Genomic DNA, 24,057 nt, shown 5'->3' with positions numbered 1-24,057 from the left:
CCTCGCGCGTCAGCCCTTGATCTCGATCTCGCCGTTCTTCTGCGAGGAGGAGTCCTCGGCGGGCTCCTCCGGGCTCTGGCTCTGCGTACCCGAGATCGTGCGGGCCTTCAGGTTCTCCAGGAGAGCCCCGAGGTCCACGCCCGTTGTCGAGTTGAGCAGTTCCACGCCCTGGGCGACGTTGTCCGTGACCGTGCGGGCCAGCTGGCTTGCGCCGTCCGTGGAGATGACCGTCATCTTGTCGATGGCGCTCAGCGGCTCGGAGGCCTTCGCGACGACGTCCGGGAGGACCTCGACCAGCATCTGGAGGACGGCCGCGTCGCCGTACTGGGCGAACGCGTCGGCCTTCTTCTGCATGGCCTCGGCCTCGGCGGAACCCTTGGCGGCGATGGCCGCGGCCTCCGCCTCACCCTCGATGCGGACCGCGTCGGCCAGGGCCGAACGGTGCAGCTTCTCACCCTGACCGGTCAGGCGCGAGCGCTCCGCGTCGGCCTCGGCCTCCTTGACCTGCGCGATGCGGCGGGCCTCCGCCTCCTGCTCGGCCTGGTAGCGGGCGGCGTCGGCGGGCTTGCGGACCTTCGTGTCGAGCTCGCGGTCGGTCAGCGCCGCCTGGCGCTCGGCGACCTTCTCCTGCTCCTGGAGGACTTCCTGCTGGCGGGCGGCCTCGGCGAGCGGACCGGCGGCGTTGGCCTTGGCGGCCGCGGCTTCGGTCTCGGCCTTGATCTCGGCCTGCTTCAGGTAGTACGTCCGCTCGGCGATGGCGATTTCCTCGGCCGCCTTCAGCCGGGCCTGTTCCGAGGCCCGCTTCGCGATGGCCTCGGCGATGTCGGCCTCCTGCTTGGCGCGGGCGGCCTCCGGGCGGCCGAGGTCCTCAAGGTAGGAGCCCTCGGTGGTGATGTCCTGGATCTGGAAGGCGTCCAGGATCAGGCCCTGGCCGGAGAGGCTGGCCTCGGCCTCCTCCGCGACCTGCCCGGCGAACGCGGCCCGGTCCCGGATGATGTCCTCGACCGACATCCGGCCGACGATGGCGCGCAGCGCGCCCGAGAGCACTTCCTGGGTGAAGCCGACGATGCCGTCCTGCTGCTGGAGGAAGCGCTGGGCGGCCGCGCGGATCGCGTCCTCGCTGCCGCCGACCTTGACGATCGCGACGCCTTCGAGGTTCGACTTGACGCCGCGCAGCGTCACCGCGCCGCGCACGGAGATCGGGATGTGGCGGCTGGAGAGGTCCAGGGTGAACTTCTGCTGGACGAACGGCACGACGAAGACGCCGCCGCCGACGACGACCTTCTGGCCGCTGTTGTCGACGCTGATGCGTCCGGTGACCGGGTCCGTCGACTTCTTGCCCCGGCGGCCGGTGATGATGAACGCCTCGCTGGGCCCGGCGACCTTGTAGCGCGTGATGACGACCAGGCCCAGCAGGACCAGGAGTACGACGATGCCGATGACGGCGATGACGACTGGACTCATGAAACGTGTCCCCCCTGCCTCCCGGTGGGGGACGGCAGATTGCGAATTGCGGTGTTCAGGTGGATGGGTGGAGATGCCTGGGTGAGGTGGTGCAGGGTCAGCGCTCCACCGGGCGGACTGCCACCGACGTGGTCGACAGGGCCTCTTCCACCCAGATCTCCGTCCCGCGTGCGACGGGCGTGGCGGACTTGGCCGCGTACTTCACGGGCTGACCGCCCAGGTTCAGCAGCACCTCGCCGTACCCGGCGGCCGGGATGGCCGTCACGACGGAACCCGAGGAACCGACGAGGTCGGACTCGCGCGGGGTCGTGTGGGTCTGGTCCCGCATCAGTGCCTTGCTGAGTTTCCAGGTCAGCCAGGCCGCGGCGACACCGGAGGCGGTGCCTATGAGCGTCGCCACGAATGGTCCCGCGCTTGTCGCGCCCAGCGTGATGGCCCCGCCGAAACCGAGCATCGAGATGAACCCGGCGATCACCGGCAGCGAGAGCAGTCCGTCGAAGAGGCCGCCGGTCACCCCGCCGAGCAGCCCTTCGAGCAGCCCGTCGAAGATCAGGGAGAAGGCCAGCAGGACGATCCCCGCGATGCCGAGACCGAGAAAGAAGGTCACACGATCACTCCCCTGTTGTCGACTTCCCCCGAGTGCTTTCCGTCGATCTGGCTGGATGATCCCATACGCCAGGCCGCCCGGTCACTGCCGGGTTCCGGCAATCTTTATGCGCTTTTGATGCCGGACAAACGGTCGGTGAGTGTGGAGAGTGACTGGAAGGTCGCTCCGAGCAGCGCCACGTGCTTCCAGCGTAGAACGCCGTCCGGGCCGATGAGGAAGACCGCCCGCCGCACCCCGATGCCCGGCGCGGTGACCCCGTACGACCTGGCGACCTCCCGGCCCTCGTCGGCCAGCAGCGGCATGCGCAGTCCGTGGGCACGGGCGAAGGACTCATGGCTGTCCACACCCTGTGGACTGATGCCCCAGACCTCGGCGTCGAGCCCCTCGAAGGCCTCCATTCCCGACGAGTACGCGCACAGCTGCTTCGTGCAGACTGTGGTGTTGTCCCCCGGGTAGAACGCCAGCACCACCGCCCGGCCGCGGGCGGCGGAGAGTCGGTGGTCGGTGCGTTCGAAGGTGCTCCCCGCGGATTTGGGAGCCGACCGCAGGACTCCGCCCGGGAGTGTGAAGTCCGGTGCCTCGCTGCCCAGTTGAGGTCCTGCTGTCATATCGGCTCCTTGGTGTCGCGTACACGGGTGATCCCGTGACCGTACAGTGAACGGTCCACATCCGGACCTGGAGGCACGTGTGGCCCAACGACCGCCGTCGGCCGCGGTTCTCGTCCTGCACGGCGGGCGCGAGAGCGGTACGGGGCCCCCGCCGCCCGGCCCGCTGAACCTGCCCGGTCTGCGGATGCGGCCCTTCGTCCGCGCCATCGGCCGGGCCGGCCGGGGGTCCGCCGACGACGTGCTCGTACGGCAGGTTCGGTACGCCCACCGGGGGTGGAACGGGCCCCGTGCCGACCCCCTCCACGACGCCCTGGCCGCTCTCGACGCCCTCGGCGAGGAGGTCGGGCACGTACCGGTGGTCCTCCTCGGCCACTCCATGGGCGCCCGCGCCGCCCTGTGCGCCGCCGGGCACCCCCTCGTGCGGGGCGTCGTCGGGCTCGCGCCCTGGTGTCCGCCGGGGGACCCGGTGAGTCAGCTCGCGGGGCGCGACGTCGTCCTCGTCCACAGCAGCCGGGACCGGATGACCAGCCCCCAGGCCTCCCAGTCCCTCACCGCGCGGGCCCGTCGCGCCGGTGCCCGGACGTGCATGGTCACCGTTCGAGGCGGCGACCACGCCATGATCCGGCGCGCCCCGGCCTGGCACCGCCTCACCACCGCGCTGGTTTCCGGACTGCTGGGGTCCGGCAGTCTGCCGGGGCCGGTCCGGGCGGCCCTCGACCTGCCGCCCACCGCCGAAGCCACCGAGGGCACCCTCGACCTCGACCGGCTGCGCGCCGCGATGGAGGGGGCCGCTCCGGCCAAGCCCTGAGGCTCCGGAGGTCCGGCCCGGCCCGGTCCGGCCCGGACCGGGCCGCGACCTGACTGCTCGCCGTCGTCGACCGGTTCGGCGAGGATGCCGAGGATGCCGAGGATGCCGAGGACGACATCGCCGTCCTGGCGTCCCGGACCCGGGAGGGCCCGCCGGTGCTGTGTCCGCCCCCGGGGGCCCGACCGTGCGGGTCACGCCGCCCCCGGGGGCCCGACCGCGCGGGTCACGCCGCTTCGGGGGTCTCCCGCCTGCGGCCCCGCAGCTGCCGCAGTACGAGCGCTGCCGAGGTGATCAGCGGCAGCAGCCCGGCCACCGCGTCGGCGGTGCTCAGCTTGTCGTGCGTGCCCTTGGCCCGGCGGACCTGCTTGGACGCCCTGATGACCGCGAGCGCGCTGCCGCCCAGGCTCAGCACGAGCCCCGCCTTGCTGCCGCGCAGGCCCTTGGCGGGGGCGGACCGGTTCTTCGCCATAGGAGTACCTCCAGGTACGGGGGCGTCGCGTACCCCACGTAACCGGGTGTCCGCCGGCACCGCAAACGGACGGCACCGCAAACGGACGGCACCGCAAACGGACGGCACCGCCAGCGGTCGGTCCCGCCAGGGCATCCGGGAAGTCACCGACCCGCCGTGGCACGGCAGCGTCATCGTGCGTTCACGTCCCGTCCCCGACCCCGTCGCCGCGCCTTGCCATCGTCCCTGCCGAGGACGCGGAGGAGCCGCGGCCCGGAGGGGACGACGGTCGATGAAGTCGATGAACGGATCGGGTACGGGGCTGCCTCGGCGCGGGGCCCTGCTGCTGGCCGGGGCGCTGGCCGCGGGCGCGGTCGTCACCGGTGCGGGAACGGGAACGGCCGCCGTCGGAGCGGGCAGGGGAGCGGCCGCCGTCGGAGCGGATGCCGAGCAGGCGTGCGCCGGGAGCGCGGGCTCCGCGGCGTACCGCTGTGCGCGGCCGGGGGACCTGGTCGGCGTCACCCTGGGGGAGCTGCACCCGACCCAGGCCGTACTCGGCTTCGACCAGGTCTTCTACAAGCTCGGCCGCTACGGCAGCGACCGCGACGAGGCGGCGGGCGACTTCAACAAGCGCTTCGACGACTGGTGCGAGACCAACGGCCAGGGCGAGGCCGCCTCGGTGCGTGACGGGGCCCGGCTGGACGATCCGGCGAGCTTCTCCTGCACCGTACCGATCGGGCAGGAGACCCCGGAGACCATGGCCCCGATGAAGACGGCCGTCGTCGGGCCGGGCGGGAAGCTCTACCTCACCGACGGGCACCACACGCTGACGTCCTTCCTGGAGGGCCCCGGCGGCTCCACCCGGCTGCCGGTCCGGCTCCGCGTCACCGACAACTTCAGCTCCCTGTCGACCGCCGCGTTCTGGCAGCGGATGACCGCCGAGAAGAAGGTGTGGCTGCGCGACGAGAACGACCGGCCGCTGGCCGTGGAGCAGCTGCCGGACCGCCTGGGCATCAGCGGCTTCCGCGACGACCGCTACCGCAGCCTCGTCTACTTCACGCGTGGCATCGGCTACGAAGTCCCCGACGGGGCGACCGAGTTCCTGGAGTTCTCGTGGGGCTCCTGGCTGCGCGGCGAGCACGACGTGTCCGCGTACGACCTGACGGAACCCGGCCCCTACCTCGACCTCGTCAAGGCGGCCTCGAAGTCGATGGCCGCGCTGGAGGCCGACGCGGTTGTCGACGACGGGAGGACCGCCGCCCAGCTGGGCCGGATCGCGGAGTGGAACGGCGGCAAGAAGGAGACCGGAGGTGCGTTCGCCAAGCTGGCCAGGCCGATCGACGCTCCCAAGCCGGGCAAGCTGGCCGGGTCCCTCGACTTCAAGGCCCGCATCCTGCCCGCCCCCGCCTGTACGACGACGCTCACCGGGCCCCGCAACGGGCCGCTGACCGTGGCGAGCGGCGTCACCTGCCTGGAGCGCGCCGCCCAGCGCGGGCCGGTCACCGTCCGCCCGGGCGCCGCCCTCGTGGTCACCGGCTCCACGCTGGAGGGCCCGCTCCAGGCCGACGGCGCGGCAGCCGTCCACCTCTGCGGATCGCGGGTCACCGGCCCTGTCTCCGTCAGCCGCGCCTCCGGTCCCGTACGGCTGGGCGGGCCGGGCTGCACCGCCAACACCGTCACCGGGGTCGTCCACCTCACCGGCAACACCGGTGGCGTGCAGCTCGCCGCCAACACCGTCACCGGGCCGCTCGCCTGCTCCGCCAACCGGCCCGCCCCGGACACCGCCGGCCGGCCCAACGACGTGCGCGGGCCCCGGATTGGGCAGTGCGCCGGGGTCTGAAACACCCCCGGCGCCCGAGCCCCCGCTCGGACGTGGCTTCGGCTCGGATGAAGCCCCGTTCGGACGTGGCCTCGGCTCGCACGTAGCCCCGGCTCAGACGAACACGTACGCCACTGTCGTCGCCGCGCCCAGGCCCGCACCCGCCACGGTCTGGGCGACGGTGTGGTAGCCGAGAGCCACCCGCGACCAGCAGACCGCCGTCGTCAGCACGTAGGCCAGGAGCCACCAGGGGGAGTGGACCACGGCCAGGAGGGCGACGGCCCCCGAGGCGACGGCCGAGTCGACCGAGATCTTCCACACCGTGTTGACGGCCAGCAGACCGATCGTCATCACCCACAGCGCCAGCATCGCGACGAGGATTCCGCTGGGCGCGTTCCCCAGCACCATGACCACCGAACCTGCGCCGATCGAGCCCAGGATCACGAAGAAGATCGGCGCCCGTTTCGTACGGTCCACGACATGGCGGTCGCCCCAGGTGCCGCGTCCGCGCTCCCACTCGATGTACCCCGCCGGGATCAGCCCGGCGCAGAGCGCCCCGAGGAAGCCCCAGAGCAACCCGGTCCATTCACCGCCCGCCGCCGCCAGACCGATGCCGAGCATGCCCACCAGCAGGACGTTGCGGGGCTGGAGGACGTCGGTGACGGTGCGCGCCACGGAGGTCGTAGGCCCTGCCGCGTCCGCGGCCCGGTTGTCTTCGGTGGTGCTGCCGGTGTCCTCGGCGGTGCTGCCGGTCATGCGGTCTTCTCCGTCGTACGGGATGTGTCGGCCGTCGCGGCCCCGAGGACCGCGCGGGCGCGCTCCTCGCCGACCGTGCGGTACGCGGCGGCGACCCGCACCAGCCGGGCCACCTCGCCGTCCTGGTCGGCGGCGTGCTGGGTGGCGACCGTCGCGGCCGCCCCGGCGGGTGCGCCGGAGGCCTTCGCGAGGAGGGCGGCCTTGATCCAGTACGCGTCGGCGAGACCCTTCCCCCTTCGGGGGCCGGTGGCGGCGGCCTCGTCGGCGGCGGCGAGCAGCCCGTCGGGGACGTAGTGGCGCAGCTTCTCCACCGCGTCCGCGATGTCGGCGGCCCAGCGGTCGACCCGCAGGTCCGCCGGAACGTTGAACCGGGTCAGCTCCCGGGGCAGGGACGCGGGCGGGTCGAAGGGCTGGTCGGGGAAGGCGGCCATCAACTCGTACCAGAGGGCGTGCAGTTTCACCTGGGCCCGCCACAGCCGCGCCCGCCGCGCACCGGCCGCGAACGCGGGGATGGAGGCGCCGAGGGCGAAGAAGGCGAACAGCACCAGCTGCGCCGCCTCGGTGATCTGGTCGAAGCGCAGCGCGAACGCCTCGCTCGGCTCGTCCACCACGCTGATCCACAGGAACAGCGTGCGGCTGACGGTGTAGCCGACGCCGATGAACATCGCGAACGTCATCATCCCGAGCCCGATACGCAGATGGCGCCGCCGGGCGTCGGCGGTGGCCAGTGCCCACTGGAAGGCGCAGACGGCGGACGCGGCCCCGAGGTAGAGGTAGAAGACGCTCATGTAGAGCGTGGCGCCCCACTCCCCGGCGTGGTCGGAGACGAAGCGGTCCGAGGGCTCGGAGCGGTCGACCACGGTGAAGAAGAGGACGGTCAGCAGGATCAGCGTGGCGACGGACGCCTTGGCCGCGAGCCGCTGTACGAGCCGGGCGAACCGTACGTGGCGGGGGACGGCGCCCTCTTCGGGATAGCTGCCGTAGATGGCCACGATGTAGCTGAGGATGGCCAGAATCGCCACCGTGGCGGTGTAGTGCTTGATGAGGACGGCGAGGTCGGTGACGGCGCTGTTGTTGAGGCCGATGCGCACCGCCTCGGTCTTCGTCCACAGGGCGATGGCGAATCCGGCGTAGCAGCCCCACAGGGCTCTTCGTCTGCGGTCCTCCTCGTCGCCCCACAGGGCGGCGGGCATGCGCCACAGGGCAACGGCCGTCATCAGGCCTGCTATCAGGTAGCCGGCGAGATCGAGGGGGGTCACGGCGGTGTTCGTCCTCGGGGTCGGGAGCGCGGGGGAGAGGGCCCGCGGTGGGGGCTGGTGGCACGTGTCAGGCGTCGTCGGGTCGTCTTCGGCCGAAGAACCCGCGCCGCCGGTGGGCCACCGGGCGGGACAGGGAGTTGTCCAGCCGCCCCACCATGTCATCGGTGGTGAGGCCCCGCGCCATCCGGGGGATCAGTGAGGCGCCGAATTCGGCCATGCGTTCGTCGTGGGTGTCGTACTGCGCACGGGCCTGGACGGTCCCGCCGCCGGAGGCGAAGGCCTCGGCGGCGGCGGGAGAGATCATCCGGGCGATCAGTGAGGTGTCGAAGACCGGGAGGAGCGCCCGCAGTTGCTCGGCGTCCAGCGTCGTGCCGTGGTCGAACCACTCGTGGCACAGCTCGTGCAGGATGACGTGCTGGGTCTGGTACGCCGTCGGCCTGCGGCGGTAGAGGACGAGGCTGGTGCCGCCCGCCTTCAGGCGCAGTCCGCAGGCGGCGTTGGCGCGGGCGAGGCGGTCGGGCATCTCGTGCAGCCGGATGGTGCGCCCGCTCGCCTGCTCCATGTTCGCGACGAGCCCGTCCAGCGAGAAGGGAACCGGGATGGGCAGGTCGGCGAGCCCGGCCTCGCACTCTTTCCGCAGCTTCCGCAGGGACATGGCGAAGACGCTACGCTGCCGGGCCCGCGGAGCGGCGGGTCGCGGCGGAATCGCTTCCGCCGTCCTCCCCGGCCGGATCCCCGGTTCCCTCCCTCTCGCGGGCCGCGTCCTCCAGCAGGGACAGGGCGAACTGGAGCAGTTCCGGCGGGAGTCCGTCCTCGTTCAGCCCCCTCCCGGCCACTCCGCTGATCTCCCCGGTCCGGCGCTTGGCCAGGAACTGGAGCCCGGCGACGACGTCGTCGACGACCTCGGACTCCTCCTTGAAGAAGCGCCAGTCCACGCCGAAGCCCAGTCCGAGGGCCTTGAGGATGTCCTCGGAGGGCTGGGTGACCTTGCCCGCGAGGATGTTGGAGAAGTAGCTGTGCGACAGCGAACCGCCGCGGTCGCGGACCAGCTCGGCGAAGACCCGGCCCGAGATCTTCTGGCCGGGGAAGGTCTTCTCGACCATGTACTCGACCTTTTCCCGCAGGGAGCCGAGGCGGGGCAGCTCGTCCGGGGCGGTGGGGTCGGCAGGCTCCGGACCGCGTTCGTCGCCGTCGTCCATGGCTATCCGGGCCTCCTGAGCACCTCGGAGTCGGAACTGAGCTTGCGTAAACACTCTACGTCACTGTTAACTCGAAAAAACACGGGCAGGGGACCGCGAGGGGAGTCCCTTGCCCGTGAAGGCCGTCGCGCCCGCCGGAAGGGGCTCCGGACAGGGGTGTAGCCCTTCACGACGGGGGATGCGTGAAGGGCTACGCGTGCATTATGGCCCCGCGGTCCTCCCGACGACAACTGACCAGTCGGTCAGCGACCCTCCGCGGCAGGTCCGCCGTGCCCGCTCCGGTGGCTCAAACCTGTTCCGGTCGCGATAGACATGACCTTCCCGGGCCATTAGGATTTCTTGTGCAGTCACGTGACACAGCGGTACGCAGCAGAGGGGTACCCCGCAGGCGTACGGCGCCCGGCTCCTCCGGTGCCGCGTGACAGGAGAGGTGCAGATTGCCCCCGGAAACCCCCTCGCACGCCGCCGACCGTCTCGATGACGACGACTTCCCCGCCTACACGATGGGGCGAGCCGCGGAGATGATCGGTGCGACGCCGGGGTTCCTCCGCGCGGTCGGCGAGGCCCGGCTGATCACCCCGCTGCGGTCCGAGGGCGGCCACCGCCGTTACTCCCGCTACCAGTTGCGCATCGCCGCCCGCGCCCGTGAGCTCGTCGACGCCGGTACGCCCATCGAGGCCGCCTGCCGCATCGTCATCCTGGAGGACCAGCTCGAAGAGGCGCTGCGCCTCAACGAGGAGCTGCGCGGCCGGTCCGCCCGGGCCGGCGGCGGTCCGGCGGGGCCGCGCTGACGGACCCCGTCCCACCCCGAGAATATCTGTTTTCGCGGGCACAGAATTTCGCGTAATGAGCCGTGAGTCTTTTCTGTTCCGACCGGCGCGGTGATATTAGGCACGGGCTCTTCGGGCTCCATCGTGCTACTGTTGATCTCAGTTGCAGTTGTGGTTCCCAAAGACTTCAAGTGCTCTTGCCGGTCGGATGTCGGCGGGTGCACTTTTGTATTTCCGGTGTTCTTTCCGGATGGGGTAATCATCGCGGCGACGTGGGGCCCGCACAGTGTGGGCCCGCGGGCTCTGCCCCTAAGGAGATATGACATGGCTACTGGCACCGTGAAGTGGTTCAACGCGGAAAAGGGCTTCGGCTTCATCGAGCAGGACGGCGGCGGCGCCGACGTCTTCGCCCACTACAGCAACATCGCCGCCAGCGGCTTCCGTGAGCTGCAGGAGGGCCAGAAGGTGAACTTCGACGTCACGCAGGGCCAGAAGGGCCCGCAGGCCGAGAACATCACCCCCGCCTGATCACTCAGGTCGTACTGCGCAGCTGGGGCCCGCACCTTGGGGTGCGGGCCCCAGCTCGTTGTCGTTTCCGGGGCGCTGGTCCCCGGGGGCGGCCCATTCGTTTTTCTTTTGTCATTTCATCTGTCATTCACCGGCTCGTTCTTGCGATTCTGAGAATCCCTCGATACGTGCCCCACGTGCCTCATCGAGGAAAGGTTCTGCATGAATCGCGAACGTACGCCCCGCTCGAACGACCGCTTCTCCCGCACCCGCTCCGGCGGCGCCCCCCGGCACTCCGGCGGTGAGCGCCGGGCCGCGGGCTTCGGCGGCGGACCCAGGCGGTCCGGCGGCTCCGGCGGCCCTGGCGGATCGGGCGGCTCCGGCCGGTCCGGTGGCTACGGCCGCCGCTCCGCGTCCGGGGTGAAGGGCGAGTTCGCTCTGCCCGTGACCGTCACCCCGGCCCTCCCCGCCGCCGAGACCTTCGGTGAGCTGGAGATGCCCGCTCCGCTGAAGGCGGCGCTCGTCGCCGAGGGCATGACCGTGCCCTTCCCGATCCAGGCGGCCACCCTGCCCAACTCGCTGGCCGGCCGGGACGTCCTGGGCCGCGGCCGCACCGGCTCGGGCAAGACGCTGGCCTTCGGGCTCGCCCTGCTGGCCCGCACCGCGGGCCGCCGCGCCGACGCCAAGCGCCCGCTGGCCCTGGTCCTCGTCCCCACCCGGGAGCTGGCCCAGCAGGTCACCGACGCGCTCACCCCGTACGCCCGATCGCTCAAGCTCCGCATCGCCACCGTCGTCGGCGGGATGTCCATCGGCCGCCAGGCCAGTGCGCTGCGCGGCGGCGCCGAAGTCGTCGTGGCCACCCCGGGCCGCCTCAAGGACCTCATCGAGCGCGGCGACTGCAAGCTGGACCGCGTCACCATCACCGTCCTCGACGAGGCCGACCAGATGGCCGACATGGGCTTCATGCCGCAGGTCACCGAGCTGCTCGACCAGGTGAACCCGGACGGGCAGCGGATGCTGTTCTCGGCCACCCTGGACCGCAACGTCGACCTGCTGGTGCGGCGTTACCTGAACGACCCGGTCGTGCACTCCGTCGACCCGGCCGCCGGTGCGGTGACGACGATGGAGCACCACGTCCTGTACGTCCAGGGCTCCGACAAGTACGCCACCACGACGGAGATCGCGGCCCGCGACGGCAGTGTGATCATGTTCCTGGACACCAAGCACGCGGTGGACAAGCTCACCGACCACCTGCTGCAGAGCGGGGTCCGGGCGGCGGCGCTGCACGGCGGCAAGTCGCAGCCGCAGCGCACCCGGACCCTGGAGCGGTTCAAGACCGGGCACGTCACGGTCCTCGTCGCCACGAACGTCGCGGCGCGCGGCATCCACGTCGACAACCTGGACCTCGTCGTCAACGTCGACCCGCCGAGCGACCACAAGGACTACCTGCACCGCGGCGGCCGCACCGCCCGCGCCGGGGAGTCCGGCAGCGTCGTCACGCTCGTCCTGCCCAACCAGCGCCGCGAGATGAGCCGGCTGATGGCGGACGCCGGAATCACCCCGCAGATCGCCCAGGTCCGTTCCGGCGAGGCCGAGCTGAGCCGGATCACCGGTGCGCAGGCGCCCTCGGGCTTCCCGGTCGTCATCACCGCCCCGCCCAAGGAGCGCGGCAGCCGCGGTGGCGGTGCGTTCATGGGCCGGGGCACCAAGCGCGGCGGCGGGGCTCCGGCCCGGAGCCGTCGCCCGGACCTGCCGACGCGCGAGGCCCGTGCGGCCGCCGCGCAGCGCCGGAGCAACCGCGCCGCGTGAGACCCGTACGGACCGGCGCCTTCCCGGGGCGCTCGCGGCCCCGGGGCACTCGGTCAGGTGACCGTCCGTAACAAGGCGTCGGGCCCGGGCGTCGGTGCGCCTCGCGGGTTTCGGCCCGCACGGGAATCCGCACCATGAAGAGGACGCTGACGCTGCTCGGGGTGACGGTGGCGGCGTCCGTGCTGGGCCGTCGACCCGTTGTTCAGTCCTTGGCCGGCCGGGCGGGGGTGCGCTGTCTGGCCCAGGTCATGCGGGGCTCCAGCAGCGGGCGCAGGAGGCGCCGTACGGGGGGAGTGCACAACAGGGTCACCATGACGGCCGCGCCCACGGTGACGGCGACCGTGCCCGTGGTGGTGTCGAAGACCTGCCGGTCGTAGAAGCCCTCGTAGAACAGTCCGCGGACGACGAAGCCGTGCAGCAGGTACCCGTACAGCGTGCAGGTGCCCAGCGCGGTCATCCAGGTGCGGCCCCGGGGCACCCAGGACAGGAAGCAGGCGCCCAGCACGATGGCGGCCGCGAACAGCAGGAGCGTGGCCGCCGGGCCCGTCCACTGGGCGGTGTCCATCTCCTGGGCGCTGTTCTTGCGGAAGAACCACGAGGTGGAGGTCCGGGGCACCAGCCAGTACGCCACCAGCATCCCGATGGCGAACACGGGCACCGAGACCACGCGCACCCAGGTGCGGCGGACGAGCGCGAAGTGCTGCGGGCCCAGCCGCAGGCCCAGCACGTAGAACGGCAGGAACTGCAAGGTGCGCTGGACCGGCAGGGACCCGTCGGCGGCCGGTGACACCGTCGCCAGGGCGGCGATGCCGAGGGAGACCAGCACCGGGAAGCGTACGGCCTGCCAGATCGGCGTGGACAGCCGCCAGAAGAACAGGGCGGGCAGGAACCACAGCAGCCAGTACGGCGAGAGCAGCGACAGGGAGAAATCCGGGTTGCGCAACGCCCGGTGGAAGAGCGTGTACAGCACCTCGAACACGAGGTAGGGCACCAGCAGGCTGGTGACCAGTTTCCACACCCGGTCCGGCCGCAGCTCGAAGTTCCGTGAGAGGTAGCCCGCGATCAGGATGAACACCGGCATGTGGAAGGTGTAGACGAAGGTGTACGCCGCCTCCACCAGACGGCCGGGTGGCAGCGGCTCCCAGGCGTGCCCGATCGCCACCAGCACGATCGCCAGGTACTTCGCGTTGTCGAAGAAATGGTCCCGGCCATCGGCGGCGGGCGCGCCGGTCCCGGGCGAGGCGGCGGCGGTGGGGCGCGGCAGCTTCCAGATGACGGGGGAAGGCATCCTGACACCCTAGGCGGTGGAAGCGTTCCCTCCGGCCGCTGTGTTCTGTCTCACTTTCCTTCGGTGGTGAGGTGGGGCTCCGCGCTCCCCTCGGCGTCCAGGTGCGGCAGGAACCGGTCCAGCGGGCCCGGAATCCACCAGGCGGACCGGCCCAGCAGGGTCATCACCGCCGGGACCAGCAGCAGCCGTACGACGGTGGCGTCGATGAGCACGCTGGCGGCCAGCCCCAGGCCCAGCATCTTCACCACGATGTTGTCGCTGATCACGAACGCGGCGAAGACGCTCACCATGATCAGGGCGGCGCAGGTGATGACCCGGGCGGTGATCTCCAGTGCGTGCGCGACGCTCGCCCGTGCGTCGCCGGTGCGCAGCCAGGCCTCGTGGATGCGGGAGAGCAGGAAGATCTCGTAGTCCATGCTCAGCCCGAAGACGATCGCGAACATCATCATCGGGACATAGCTCTCGATCGGCACCTTCCCCGACACCCCCAGCGCCGGACCGCCCCAGCCCCACTGGAAGACGGCCACCACGACCCCGTACGAGGCGGCGATCGACAGGACGTTCAGCACGGCGGCCTTCAGCGCGACGAGCAGGCCCCGGAAGACCGCCAGGATCACCAGGAACGCCAGGGCCACGACGACCGCGATGATCAGGGGCAGGCGGCTGGAGACGATGTCCAGGAAGTCGACCTGGGCGGCGGTCGTGCCCGTGACGTACGTGCTCGCGTCGGTGCCGGAGACGGCCTGCGGCAGGACGTCGTCGGTGAGCCGGTTCACCAGGGAGGTCGTCCGCCCGTCCTGCGGGGCGGCCACCGAGTAGGCGGTGGCGGTCAGCACGTCGCCGTCCGACGTGGCGGCGAGCGGGGTGATCACCGCCGCGTCCGGGACGTTGGCCAGCGCCTTCTGCGCCTGGTCGGCGAGGGACGAGCGGTCGGCCGACGGCACGTCGCTCTGGTCGATGACGAGGGTCAGCGGGCCGTTGGAGCCGGGGCCGAACGCGTCCGACATCAGGTCGAAGGCGCGCCGGTCCGTGAACGACTTCGGGTCGGCGCCGTCGCCGATGTGGCCGAGCTGGATGAAGAAGAGGGGGATGGACAGGACAGCCAGCACCACCACCCCGCCCACCAGGAACCACCACGGCCGTCGCTCGACCCGCTGCGCGTACCGGTGCCAGCCGCCGACCTCCGTGTTCGCCGTCGCCGGTACGGTCTCGGCCACCGGTTTCCTCAGGTGCACCCGGTCGATCCGGCGGCCGATCAGACCGAGGACCGCTGGTACGAGCGTGAGGGCGCCGAACACCGCGGTGACGACGGTGACCGCCGCGGCCAGGCCCAGCTTGCCGATGAACCCGATCCCGGAGACCCACAGCCCCGACAGCGCGATGATCACCGTGCAGCCGGAGAGCAGCACCGCGTGGCCGCTGGTGGCGGCCGCGTTCCCGGCAGCCGTCACCGGGTCCTGGCCGTCGATCAGGTTCTGCCGGTGCCGGGTGACCAGGAAGAGCGCGTAGTCGATGCCGACGCCGATGCCGATCATCGTGGCGAGCGTCGGGGAGACCGTCGCGAAGGTCGCCGCGGCGGCCAGCAGCCCGAGCAGGGCGAGCCCGCCCAAGGCGCAGACCAGGGCGGTGACCAGCGGCAGCACGGCGGCCAGCAGACTGCCGAAGCCGATCAGCAGGACCACGATCGCCACCCCGAAGCCGATCGCCTCGCTGGTGCGGTCGTCGGGCTCGGGGCGGGCCAGCTCCCCGAGCGAACCGCCGTACTCCACCTCCACCCCGGCCGAGCGCAGCGGCTGCACCGCCGCGTCGACCCCGTCGAGGTAGGACGGGTCGAGGGTGGAGGGCTGCACGCTGAAGCGGACGGTGATGTACGCGGTCTTCCGGTCGGTGGAGAGCGGCCCGGTGTTCGGGTCGGGCGCCGGGGGCGGGGTGGAGCCGGACGGCGGCAGCGGGTTCTGCGCGGAGAGCACGTCGGGCAGCTTCTCCAGGTCGGCGACGGCCGTGGCGACCTGGTCGGAGACCGAGGTGAGCGTCGTGCCGGCGTCGTGCAGCACCACTTGGGCGCTGTAGCCGCCCGCCTGCGGCGCGTGGGCCTCCAGTACGTCGAGGCCGTCCTGGGACTGGGTGCCGGGGAGCGAGAAGTCGTCGGAGTAGTCGCCGCCGTACGCGTGCTGGAGGACCTGGAGCCCGGCGAGCGCGGCCACCCACAGCACGAGGACCGTCAGGAAGTGCCGGGCGCACCACTCGCCGGTGCGGCGCAGTGCCCCCCGGCGGCGCGGGGCGGTGCCCCGGCCCGTACGGACCTGCGTCGACGGCATGCCGTTCTCCTGCCTCCACCCCGATGCCCGATACCCGATCGCCCCGGACTTCGCATTCAATGGCTCCGGCCGCCGAGCGGCACCCCGGTGCGGGGAAACGGGTGACGGGTGCGGTCCGCAGGGCCCTGTACGGCGATACGGCGTTCGCCCCGCCGCGCCCGACGCGGGACACGTACTGCCCGGACTGAGCGACGTCCCAGTAGTGCACTTTCGGTGTCAATGCGGTCGATTACGGCGCATCCCTTGCTATACACGAGCGATGGAGCACCCCGGGACCCTCGTCCTGATCATGGCCCTGGCGGTTCTCGCCCCGCTGCTCGGCTATGCGACCGGGCGGTGGCTGTCCGTCCCCGTCGTCATCTTCGAGATCGTGCTCGGCATCCTGGTCGGGCCGGATGTGCTCGGCTGGGCCCATCACGACCAGGTCATCGACGCCCTGTCCGACCTCGGCCTCTCGATGCTGATCTTCCTCGCGGGGTACGAGATCCGGTTCGCCGAGGTCCGTGGCGCCACCCTGCGCCGGGGCGGTGGGGCCTGGATCCTCTCCTTCGCCGCCGGGCTCGGGGTCGCCCTGCTCCTCAGCGGCGCGGACCTGGCCAAGAGCCTGGTGATCGGCACCGCGCTCACCAGCACGGCCCTGGGGGCGGTACTGCCGATCCTGCGGGACTCGGGGCGGCTGGAGGGGAGGTTCGGGTCGGTGGTGATGGCGTTCGGGGCGGTCGGCGAGTTCGGGCCGATCGTGGCGATGGCCCTGCTGTTCAGCGGGCGGAGTCCGGGGGCGGCGAGCATGGTCCTGGCGGGGTTCGCCGCCATCACGGTGGGCGCGGTGTTCTGGGCGATGCGGCCCCGGCCCCCGTGGTTCGCCCGGATCATCGCCATGACCCTGCACAGCAGCGGCCAGTTCGCCGTCCGCTTCGTGATGCTGCTGCTCGCCGGGATGCTGGGCCTGGCCCATGTCTTCGGCCTGGACACCCTGCTCGGCGCGTTCGCCGCCGGGATGCTGACCCGGCTGGTCCTCCAGGGGTCGGCGCCCGAGAGCAGCGGGGAGGTCCTGGGGCGGATCGAGGCCATCGGTTTCGGGTTCCTGGTCCCGTTCTTCTACGTCGTCACGGGCATCGACTTCGACCTCGCGGCGCTCCTGGACGGCGGCCGCCCGCTGCTGCTCGTGCCGGTCTTCCTGCTGCTGTTCCTGCTGGTGCGGGGCGTACCGGCGTACCTCCTGGCCCCGCGCGACCTGACCGGGCGGGCCCCCCGCTCCGCGCTCGCGCTGTTCTCCTCCACCTGTCTGCCGCTGGTGGTCGCGATCACCGCCATCGGCCTGGACGACAAGGTGATCGGTACGGGCGAGGCCGCCGCTCTGGTCGCCGCGGCACTGGTGTCGGTGCTGACGTTCCCCCTGCTGGCGTTCCGGCTGCTGCGGAGGGAGGAGGGCGGTGCGGGGCCGGAGGCGCCGACCCGCGCGGCGGAGAGCGGCGAGGCGTGGTGAGGTCCCGCGTCCTCGGCGGCTCTCGGGAGCGCGGGCCCTCCTCCGGCACTCAGGGCGCGTCCTCCGTCGGGACGCACAGCACCGGGACGGGAGACATGTGCAGCAGCTTGTGCGGGGTCGAGCCGAGGAGCGCGCCGCGCATGGGGCTCTCGCCCCAGGTGCCGACCACGATGACCCGGGCCCCGTGCCGCTGGGCGGCGTCCAGGAGCGCCTGGGCCGGGCTCTCGTCCAGCACCTCCACACTCGCCGGTACGCCCGCCGCCTCGGCCGCCGTCAGGGCGTGCTCCAGTCCGGCGCGCCCGGCCTGCCGGATCGCGTCGTAGTGGCTGCGGTATTCGGCCCCGTCGCGCAGGCCCGGGGCGGCCGCCCCGTACACGAGGATCAGTTCCTCCCCGTACGCCGCCGCCACCTCGATCGCGATGCGCAGGGCGCGGGCGGCGCCGGGGGATTCGTCGTAACCGAGCACAACCGACATCTCAGAGCCCCTTACCGTCACCGGAGCCGGCGGGCTCACCGGACCTGGTGACCGTGGCGTGCACCAGGTCCGGGTCGGGGACCGAGGGCCGCTCCTGCCAGAACACCGCGTCGCGCAGCCGCCAGACCACCATGAGGACCACGCCGACCACGGAGATCCCGATGCCGATGACGAGCGGCGGGCCGAGCCCGAACCAGGACGTGCCGCTGTAGGAGTTGGCCGGGTCGGACATGTCCATCACCGAGCGCACCAGCAGCCAGGTCAGCAGCCCGGCGCCGACCACGGGGCCGAGGCCGATGAGGACGAAGTTGTGCACGCTCTCGGTGAGATGACGCCGGTAGTAGACCGCGCAGGCCACCCCGGTGAGCGCGTAGTAGAAGGCGATGAGCAGGGACAGGGCGGTGAGGGAGTCGAACAGTGCTTCGGTGCTGATCCGGTTCACCACCAGGTACCAGGCGATCGCGATCGCGGCGACCCACCACGTACTGACGTCCGGGGTACGGAACCGGGGGCTGATGTGCCCGAAGTGCTGCGGCAGTGCCTGACGCCGGGCCATCGACAGCGCGGTCCGGGACGCCGGGATGATCGTCGTCTGCGTCGAGGCGATCGCCGAGGTGGCCACCGCGAGCAGCAGGATCCAGTCCCAGCCGCCCAGGACGTCCCCGGCGAGCTGGGCGAAGATGAACTCCTCCTCGCCCGCGTTCTCCGCCAGGAACGCCGTGCCCGCGAAGGCGACGACCGCGATGGCGACCGACAGATAGGTCACCAGGAGCACCACGGTGGACCACAGGCCCGCCTTGCCCGGGGCGCTCGCCGAGTTCTCCGTCTCCTCGGTGAGGTTGACCGCGGACTCCCAGCCCCAGTAGATGAACACCCCGAGCAGCAGCCCGCCGGTCAGCGCGGCGCCACCGGCGCCGAACGGGTGCAGCCAGCTCAGGGACGGTTCGATCGAGTCGAAGCCGGTGGTACCCGCGTACACCCGGTACAGCGCCACCACGACGAAGACCAGCAGGAACGCGACCTGAAGAAGGATCAGCGCGTTCTGCACCTTGGCCGACAGCTCGGTGCCGATCACACAGAGCCCGGTCATCACGATGATCAGCAGCACGGTCAGCAGCTGGCGGACGAAGGCGTTGTCGACCCAGCCGTCCAGGCCCACCGCCAGCAGGGTGAAGCTCACCGCCACATCGGCCAGCGAACCGACCACCAGCACACCGGTCATGGTGATCGCCCAACCGCCGAGCCAGCCCGCCCACGGGCCCATCGCCCGGGTCACCCAGGAGAACGTCGTGCCGCAGTCCTGGTCGACCTTGTTCAGGTAGTAGAACGCCGAGGCGATCAGCAGCATCGGCACGAACGAGGCGAACATGACGCCCGGGGCGTAGATCCCCGCCAGGGCCACGATCGGGCCGATCACGGCGGCCAGCGAATAGGCCGGGGAGGTCGAGTTGAGGCCGATGACGAGGGCGTCGACGAACCCGATGGCGTTCGGCTTCAGGCCGACCGCGGGTTCGTCCTGCATACGGTCGTGGGCCATGGTTCCTCGATCCGGCCGGGCTCCCCCCGCAGGGTGCGGCGGATGATCCGGACCTCATCGTAAGAACGCCCGCCCCGGTGTGCATTCCGGACGAAACGCCCACGCTGGACGGGGGTCACCCGATCGGCCCGCTCCTCTGCGAAGCCGGAGGCCGGGGCGCAGGGTGGAGACCATGTGGTCCCGCCGACTCGTCCTGGGCGTCCTGGTCCTGCCCCTGGCCCTCCTGGTGTTCGGGGACGGCCCGGCGGTCCACGCGCCCCGGGCGGAACTGGCCACCGGGCCCCGGCCGCCGCGCGGGCTCCCGCAGCCCGCCGTCGTCAGCCGCCGGGAGTGGCACGCGGACGAGGAACTGGTGAAGGAGGGGCCGCACTACACCGGTGCGGCGAAGGCGCTGTTCGTGCACCACACCGGCAACCCCAACCACTACGACTGCGCGGACGCCCCCGAACTGATCCGGGCCGTCCAGAGCGGGCACATCGAGCAGGACGGCTGGGACGACATCGGCTACAACTTCCTCGTCGACCGCTGCGGCACGATCTACGAGGGCCGGGGCGGCGGGGTCGCCCGGGCGGTGCTCGGGGCCCACACCAAGGGGTTCAACACCGACACCGTCGGCGTCGCGGCGATCGGCAACTTCGGCGAGGGAGCCGAGGTGCCGAAGCCCATGATGGACGCGCTGGTGCGGCTCGCCGCCTGGAAGCTGCGGCCCGGGGCGGACCCGCTGGGCACGGTCGAGCTGGTCTCGACGAACGACGAGAGCCGCTTCGACGAGGGCCAGGTGGCCCGGCTGCACGTCATCTCCGGCCACCGTGACAGCTATGAGACCCGCTGCCCCGGCGAGGCGCTGTACGGGCTGCTGCCCCAGCTGCGGGAGCGCACGGCGAAGCTGCGCGCCTCCGTGCCGGGCCACTCTGAGGCGGCCCGGCTGCGGCCGTACTTCTGAGCGCCGCGCCGGGATGGCTACCGGGCGACGAACTGCGTCAGTATCGCCTGCACCTCGTAGATGTCGACGCCCTTGGTGAAGGTCTTCTGGAGCGGGGTGGCGCTGCCCGAGATCCAGATCTTCAGCTCGGCGTCGAGGTCGAACGTCCCGGCCGTCTCCACGGCGAAGTGGGTGATGCTGCGATACGGGACGGAGTGGTACTCCACCTTCTTGCCGGTGATGCCCTGCTTGTCGACGAGGATCAGCCGCCGGTCCGTGAACAGGATCGTGTCGCGGATCAGCAGGAACGCGGCGTGCACCTGCTCGCCCTGGCCGAGCAGCCGGGCGTAGTCCTGCTGGGCGGTGGCCGGATTGATCGTGTGGGCGTTGCCGAACAGTGCCATGGGTCCCCCGTAGTGCGTCTGTGCGTCTTCCGGCCGTCGTACCGAAGCATCTCCTCGCGCCTCTCGGCCGTCGTAGGAAGTACGTGCCGACGGGGGCGAAGGTTCCCGGCCGCCGCGCCGCCGCTACAGGGGGACGGCCGTCACCTCCGTCGCCTTCACGCTCGTCCAGACGGGTGTCCCCTCGGCGATGCCCAGTTCGGCCGCGGCCTGCGGGGTGATCTCCGCGACCAGGTCCGGGGCCTCGGCCGAGGTGATCAGCAGCCGCAGTCTGCTGCCGCCCGAGGTGATCTCGCGGACCGTGCCCGGCCAGACGTTGCGCGGGCTGCCGGTGGGCCGCTCCCGGTGTACGGAGACGGCTTCCGGGGCGATGACCGCGAGGGCGTCCGTGCTCGCGGGGAGGGGCTCGGCGACCACGAGGTGCCCGCCGCCCTCCAGGGCGAGGCCGTCGGCGGTGGCGGTCCCCGGCCAGGCGTTGCGGCCCAGCATCCGGGCCACCCACGGTGAGCGCGGGTGCCGGGTGACCTCGGCGGGCGGCTCGTCCTGGAAGACCCTGCCGTCCTCAAGCACCAGGACCCGGTCGGCCAGCGAGACCGCCTCGACCGGGTCGTGCGTGACGATCAGGCAGACCCCGCCGAACTCCGCGAGGTGCCCGCGCAGGGTGTGCCGCACCCGGGCCCGGGTGCTCTGGTCGAGGGCGGCGAGAGGTTCGTCCAGCAGCAGGAGGCGCGGGCGGGCGGCCAGCGCGCGGGCCAGGGCGACCCGCTGGGCCTGGCCGCCGGAGAGCTGCGCGGGTCTGTGCTGGGCGAGGTGGCCCACCCCGAGCCGGTCCAGCCAGCCCTGGGCCTCGCGCCGGGCCTGCGCTCGGGGCACGCCGTGGGCGCGGAGTCCGTACGCCGTGTTGGACAGGGCGCTCAGGTGCGGGAAGAGGGCCCCGTCCTGGGGGACCCAGGCGACGCCCCGGCGGTGCGGGGGGAGTTCCGACACATCGCTGTCGCCCAGGCGCAGTCGGGCGTGGGCGCGGGGCGTGAGGCCGAGGAGGGCCCGCAGGAGGGTGGTCTTGCCCGCGCCGTTGGGGCCGACGACCGCGATGGTGGTGCCGGGGTCCGCGTCCAGGGCGAGGCGGGTGAAGCCGGTGACGTCCGCGTGCAGGGACCAGCGTTCCCGGGGGGCCTTCTCCCGTACGTACGGGGGTGGTTCGGGCAGGACGTCCGGTGTGGTGCTCGCCGGCTCCTCCGGGCGGGCCGTCCGCTCGCGGTGGTCGCCAGGGGTGCCGGTCCAGCGGCCGCGCAGGGCGATCAGCACGATCATCGCGATGGCCAGGAGCAGCAGCGACACCGAGGTGGCGGCCTCCGGGGAGTCCTGGAGCAGCAGGTACACCTGGAGCGGCAGGGTCTGCGTGGTGCCCGGGAGGTTCCCGGCGAAGGTGATGGTCGCGCCGAACTCGCCGAGCGCCCGCGCCCAGGTCAGGGCGGCTCCGGCGATGAGCCCGGGGGCGACCATCGGCAGCGTCACGGTGAGGAACACCCGCACCGGCGGGGCGCCGAGGGACGCGGCGGTCTCCTCGTACCGGGGGCGCAGTCCGCCGAGCGCGCCCTCCAGCGAGATGACCAGGAACGGCATCGCGACGAACGTCGCCGCCAGCACGGCCCCCGAGGTGTGGAAGGGGAGCGTGATGCCGAAGGTGTCCTCCAGCCACGGCCCGAGCAGCCCGCGCCGGCCGAAGGCCAGCAGCAGGGCCACCCCGCCGACCGTGGGCGGCAGCACCATCGGCAGCAGCACCAGCGAGCGGACGAACGCCTTGCCGGGGAACGGCACCCGGGCCAGCAGCCAGGCCAGCGGCACCCCGAACAGCAGCGAGAGCCCGAGCGACCAGAGCGAGACCAGCAGGGAGAGCCGGAGCGCCCGGGTGGTCGGCTCGGCGGTGAGGTGCGCCCCGAGCTCGCCCCAGGAGGTACGGGCCAGGATGCCGACGAGCGGCAGCATCAGGAACGCCACGGCCAGCAGCGCGGGCACCGTCAGCAGGAGCGGGGCGCGGCCCCCGGGCGTAGGGTGCGGTGCCGGTCGTTTCATGAGTGACCTCGTCGGGCGGCGGGAGTGCGGTACCCGGCGGGCCCGTCGGACGGAACGGGCCTGCCGGGGTGTGCGGGGTGCGGTCAGGGCTGCTGGAAGCCCGCGCTCCGGAGGATCTTCTGCGCGGCGGGCGTGGTGAGCCAGGCGACGAACGCGGCGGCGGCCTCGGTGTGCTCGGACGCCTTCAGCATGGCGGCCGGGTAGGAGGCGACGGCGTTCTCGGCGTCCGGGATGTCGATCGCGTCGACCTTGCCGGTGGCGGTCGCGGCGTCCGTCCTGTAGACGAGGCCCGCGTCCGCCTCGCCCAGCTCGACCTTGCTGAGGACCGCGCGGACGCTGGGTTCCTGGGAGACCGGCTTCACCTTGATCCGTTGCGCGTCGAGGATCTGCTCGCCGTAGCGGCCCACCGGCACCTCGGGGGCGGCCAGGACGACCTTCAGCCGGGGGTCGGAGAGGTCCTTGAGGCTCTCGACCTTCTCCGGGTTGCCTTTACCGACGGCGATGACGAGGCGGTTCCCGGCGATGACGGTCGGGGTGCCGGTCTCGCCGGAGAGACCGTCCATCGTCCTGGTGTCGGCGGTGACCAGGACGTCGGCGGGGGCGCCCTGCCTCACCTGCGCGGCCAGCTCCTGGGAGCCCGCGAAGGAGAACGTGACCTTCGTGCCCGGGTTCTCCTTCTCGTACGCCGCCCCCGCCTCCTCGAAGGCGTCGGTGAGCGAGGCGGCGGCCAGCACGGTCAGGCCGGCGGCCGGGGCGCCCGGGGCGGAGCCGGACGGCTTCGCGCCGCTGCCGCTGTCCTCGCCGCCTGCGGAACCGTCGTTGCCGCAGGCGGCGAGCGGGACGAGGAGCGCGGTGGCCAGGGCGGCGGCGGCCGCGCGGTGGCGGGTGAGCTGGAGGGACACGAGGCTGAGGCTCCTTGGATGCGTGGGCGGTGCGGAACGGGGGCAGCGGCGGGCTGCCGGCCGGTCGGTCCCGTTGGCCTCAGGCGCGGTCGATGTGCACGCTGGTCGACTTCACGCGGGCGGTCGCCCGCATGCCGACCTCAAGGCCCAGCTCCTCCACCGCCTCCCTGGTCAGGAGCGAGACGAGCCGGTGCGGACCGGCCTGGATCTCGACCTGGGCCGCCACATCGCCGAGCTTCACCGCGGTGACGATGCCCGGGAACGCGTTGCGGGCGGAGGTGTAGGGGGCCTCGTCCTCGCCGCCCGCACCCTGGCCGACCTCGATCGAGAAGGCGGCCAGCGCGCGGCCGCCGATCAGACGGCGCCCGGCCTCGTCGCGATGGGTCGCGACCCGTCCGGCGTCCGCCCAGCGGCGGGCGGTGTCGGGACTGACCCCGAGAAGTCGTGCTGCCTGGCCGATTGTGTAGGACTGCATGTGCAGCACGCTAGGCCAATCAGGCTGGTATTTGCCATTCTCTGGACGATGGTCCATCGCAGATGCGATGGACCTCGGAGGAACGTACGGGGAGGGGCGGGCGTTGCCGGGCACGCCGACGGGCCG

The 24,057-nt window shown here is 72.0% G+C and carries 22 protein-coding genes and 1 pseudogene; 7 read left to right on the top strand and 16 right to left on the bottom strand.

Annotation, left to right across the window (positions count from 1 at the left end):
- Nucleotides 1-9 precede the first annotated feature (9 nt).
- The 3 genes from CIB93_RS10885 to CIB93_RS10875 all read right to left on the bottom strand — a co-directional run bounded on the left by CIB93_RS10885 (nucleotide 10) and on the right by CIB93_RS10875 (nucleotide 2,679).
- Nucleotides 10-1,464: a flotillin family protein gene (locus tag CIB93_RS10885; protein ID WP_096626527.1), complete on the bottom strand. Its 1,455-nt coding sequence runs from the start codon at nucleotides 1,462-1,464 to the stop codon at nucleotides 10-12.
- 97 nt (nucleotides 1,465-1,561) lie between these two features.
- Entirely contained in the window at nucleotides 1,562-2,071 is a 510-nt protein-coding gene (locus tag CIB93_RS10880; RefSeq protein ID WP_096626525.1) for a hypothetical protein, read from the bottom strand.
- A gap of 104 nt (nucleotides 2,072-2,175) precedes the next feature.
- Nucleotides 2,176-2,679, bottom strand: a complete 504-nt coding sequence (locus CIB93_RS10875; RefSeq protein ID WP_096626523.1) for a peroxiredoxin — start codon at nucleotides 2,677-2,679, stop codon at nucleotides 2,176-2,178.
- A gap of 79 nt (nucleotides 2,680-2,758) precedes the next feature.
- Here CIB93_RS10875 and CIB93_RS10870 point away from each other — a divergent pair, with 79 nt between their 5' ends.
- Complete coding sequence (locus CIB93_RS10870) at nucleotides 2,759-3,487, top strand: alpha/beta hydrolase (protein ID WP_096626521.1); 729 nt, start codon at nucleotides 2,759-2,761, stop codon at nucleotides 3,485-3,487.
- A gap of 223 nt (nucleotides 3,488-3,710) precedes the next feature.
- On the opposite strand, the gene CIB93_RS10865 is transcribed toward CIB93_RS10870, so the two are convergent.
- Complete coding sequence (locus CIB93_RS10865; protein ID WP_096626519.1) at nucleotides 3,711-3,956, bottom strand: hypothetical protein; 246 nt, start codon at nucleotides 3,954-3,956, stop codon at nucleotides 3,711-3,713.
- A 280-nt stretch (nucleotides 3,957-4,236) separates the two neighbouring features.
- Here CIB93_RS10865 and CIB93_RS10860 point away from each other — a divergent pair, with 280 nt between their 5' ends.
- Nucleotides 4,237-5,775, top strand: coding sequence for a ParB/Srx family N-terminal domain-containing protein (locus CIB93_RS10860; protein ID WP_096626640.1), 1,539 nt, complete (start codon nucleotides 4,237-4,239; stop codon nucleotides 5,773-5,775).
- Between the two features lie 93 nt (nucleotides 5,776-5,868).
- Here CIB93_RS10860 and CIB93_RS10855 read toward each other — a convergent pair whose 3' ends face one another.
- The 4 genes and pseudogenes from CIB93_RS10855 to CIB93_RS10840 form a co-directional block, all read right to left on the bottom strand.
- The gene (locus CIB93_RS10855; protein WP_257002137.1) at nucleotides 5,869-6,510 is read right to left on the bottom strand and encodes a hypothetical protein; all 642 of its coding nucleotides are present in this window, start codon (nucleotides 6,508-6,510) and stop codon (nucleotides 5,869-5,871) included.
- Entirely contained in the window at nucleotides 6,507-7,769 is a 1,263-nt protein-coding gene (locus tag CIB93_RS10850; RefSeq protein ID WP_096626517.1) for an MAB_1171c family putative transporter, read from the bottom strand. The genes CIB93_RS10855 and CIB93_RS10850 overlap by 4 nt, the downstream gene beginning before the upstream one ends.
- A 67-nt stretch (nucleotides 7,770-7,836) precedes the next feature.
- The gene (locus tag CIB93_RS10845; protein WP_096626515.1) at nucleotides 7,837-8,424 is read right to left on the bottom strand and encodes a toxin; all 588 of its coding nucleotides are present in this window, start codon (nucleotides 8,422-8,424) and stop codon (nucleotides 7,837-7,839) included.
- Nucleotides 8,425-8,434: 10 nt separating this feature from the next.
- A pseudogene (locus CIB93_RS10840) lies at nucleotides 8,435-8,991 on the bottom strand (hypothetical protein).
- A gap of 414 nt (nucleotides 8,992-9,405) precedes the next feature.
- Between CIB93_RS10840 and CIB93_RS10835 the strand changes: the two are divergent.
- The 3 genes from CIB93_RS10835 (at nucleotide 9,406) to CIB93_RS10825 (ending at nucleotide 12,054) form a co-directional block, all read left to right on the top strand.
- Nucleotides 9,406-9,759, top strand: a complete 354-nt coding sequence (locus CIB93_RS10835) for a MerR family transcriptional regulator (RefSeq protein ID WP_096626511.1) — start codon at nucleotides 9,406-9,408, stop codon at nucleotides 9,757-9,759.
- Nucleotides 9,760-10,062: 303 nt separating this feature from the next.
- Nucleotides 10,063-10,266: a cold-shock protein gene (locus CIB93_RS10830; protein ID WP_015609674.1), complete on the top strand. Its 204-nt coding sequence runs from the start codon at nucleotides 10,063-10,065 to the stop codon at nucleotides 10,264-10,266.
- 201 nt (nucleotides 10,267-10,467) lie between these two features.
- Complete coding sequence (locus CIB93_RS10825; RefSeq protein ID WP_096626509.1) at nucleotides 10,468-12,054, top strand: DEAD/DEAH box helicase; 1,587 nt, start codon at nucleotides 10,468-10,470, stop codon at nucleotides 12,052-12,054.
- Between the two features lie 202 nt (nucleotides 12,055-12,256).
- Here the strand turns inward: CIB93_RS10825 and CIB93_RS10820 are convergent, their stop codons facing one another.
- Both CIB93_RS10820 and CIB93_RS10815 read right to left on the bottom strand, forming a co-directional pair.
- Nucleotides 12,257-13,342 (bottom strand): acyltransferase family protein, encoded by a 1,086-nt coding sequence (locus CIB93_RS10820; RefSeq protein WP_096626507.1) that lies wholly within the window; start codon nucleotides 13,340-13,342, stop codon nucleotides 12,257-12,259.
- Between the two features lie 50 nt (nucleotides 13,343-13,392).
- Nucleotides 13,393-15,660: an MMPL family transporter gene (locus CIB93_RS10815; RefSeq protein WP_096626505.1), complete on the bottom strand. Its 2,268-nt coding sequence runs from the start codon at nucleotides 15,658-15,660 to the stop codon at nucleotides 13,393-13,395.
- A 259-nt stretch (nucleotides 15,661-15,919) separates the two neighbouring features.
- Between CIB93_RS10815 and CIB93_RS10810 the strand changes: the two genes are divergently transcribed.
- Complete coding sequence (locus CIB93_RS10810) at nucleotides 15,920-17,146, top strand: cation:proton antiporter (RefSeq protein ID WP_096626503.1); 1,227 nt, start codon at nucleotides 15,920-15,922, stop codon at nucleotides 17,144-17,146.
- A 49-nt stretch (nucleotides 17,147-17,195) separates the two neighbouring features.
- On the opposite strand, the gene CIB93_RS10805 is transcribed toward CIB93_RS10810, so the two are convergent.
- Entirely contained in the window at nucleotides 17,196-17,621 is a 426-nt protein-coding gene (locus tag CIB93_RS10805) for a universal stress protein (protein WP_096626501.1), read from the bottom strand.
- A 1-nt stretch (nucleotide 17,622) separates the two neighbouring features.
- Nucleotides 17,623-19,158, bottom strand: coding sequence for an APC family permease (locus tag CIB93_RS10800; protein WP_096626499.1), 1,536 nt, complete (start codon nucleotides 19,156-19,158; stop codon nucleotides 17,623-17,625).
- A gap of 172 nt (nucleotides 19,159-19,330) precedes the next feature.
- On the opposite strand from CIB93_RS10800, the gene CIB93_RS10795 reads away from it, so the two are divergent.
- Nucleotides 19,331-20,101: a peptidoglycan recognition protein gene (locus CIB93_RS10795; RefSeq protein WP_096626638.1), complete on the top strand. Its 771-nt coding sequence runs from the start codon at nucleotides 19,331-19,333 to the stop codon at nucleotides 20,099-20,101.
- Nucleotides 20,102-20,118: 17 nt separating this feature from the next.
- Here CIB93_RS10795 and CIB93_RS10790 read toward each other — a convergent pair whose 3' ends face one another.
- The 4 genes from CIB93_RS10790 to CIB93_RS10775 all read right to left on the bottom strand — a co-directional run bounded on the left by CIB93_RS10790 (nucleotide 20,119) and on the right by CIB93_RS10775 (nucleotide 23,931).
- Complete coding sequence (locus tag CIB93_RS10790; RefSeq protein ID WP_096626497.1) at nucleotides 20,119-20,484, bottom strand: PH domain-containing protein; 366 nt, start codon at nucleotides 20,482-20,484, stop codon at nucleotides 20,119-20,121.
- A gap of 123 nt (nucleotides 20,485-20,607) precedes the next feature.
- The gene (locus CIB93_RS10785; protein ID WP_096626495.1) at nucleotides 20,608-22,554 is read right to left on the bottom strand and encodes an ABC transporter permease; all 1,947 of its coding nucleotides are present in this window, start codon (nucleotides 22,552-22,554) and stop codon (nucleotides 20,608-20,610) included.
- 83 nt (nucleotides 22,555-22,637) lie between these two features.
- Nucleotides 22,638-23,456: a molybdate ABC transporter substrate-binding protein gene (modA, locus tag CIB93_RS10780; protein WP_096626493.1), complete on the bottom strand. Its 819-nt coding sequence runs from the start codon at nucleotides 23,454-23,456 to the stop codon at nucleotides 22,638-22,640.
- A 79-nt stretch (nucleotides 23,457-23,535) separates the two neighbouring features.
- Nucleotides 23,536-23,931, bottom strand: a complete 396-nt coding sequence (locus CIB93_RS10775; protein WP_096626637.1) for a molybdopterin-binding protein — start codon at nucleotides 23,929-23,931, stop codon at nucleotides 23,536-23,538.
- Nucleotides 23,932-24,057 lie beyond the last annotated feature (126 nt).

The organism is Streptomyces sp. WZ.A104, from assembly GCF_002382885.1.
Taxonomy (GTDB): domain Bacteria; phylum Actinomycetota; class Actinomycetes; order Streptomycetales; family Streptomycetaceae; genus Streptomyces.
This window is presented reverse-complemented; position numbering and strand designations above follow the sequence as displayed.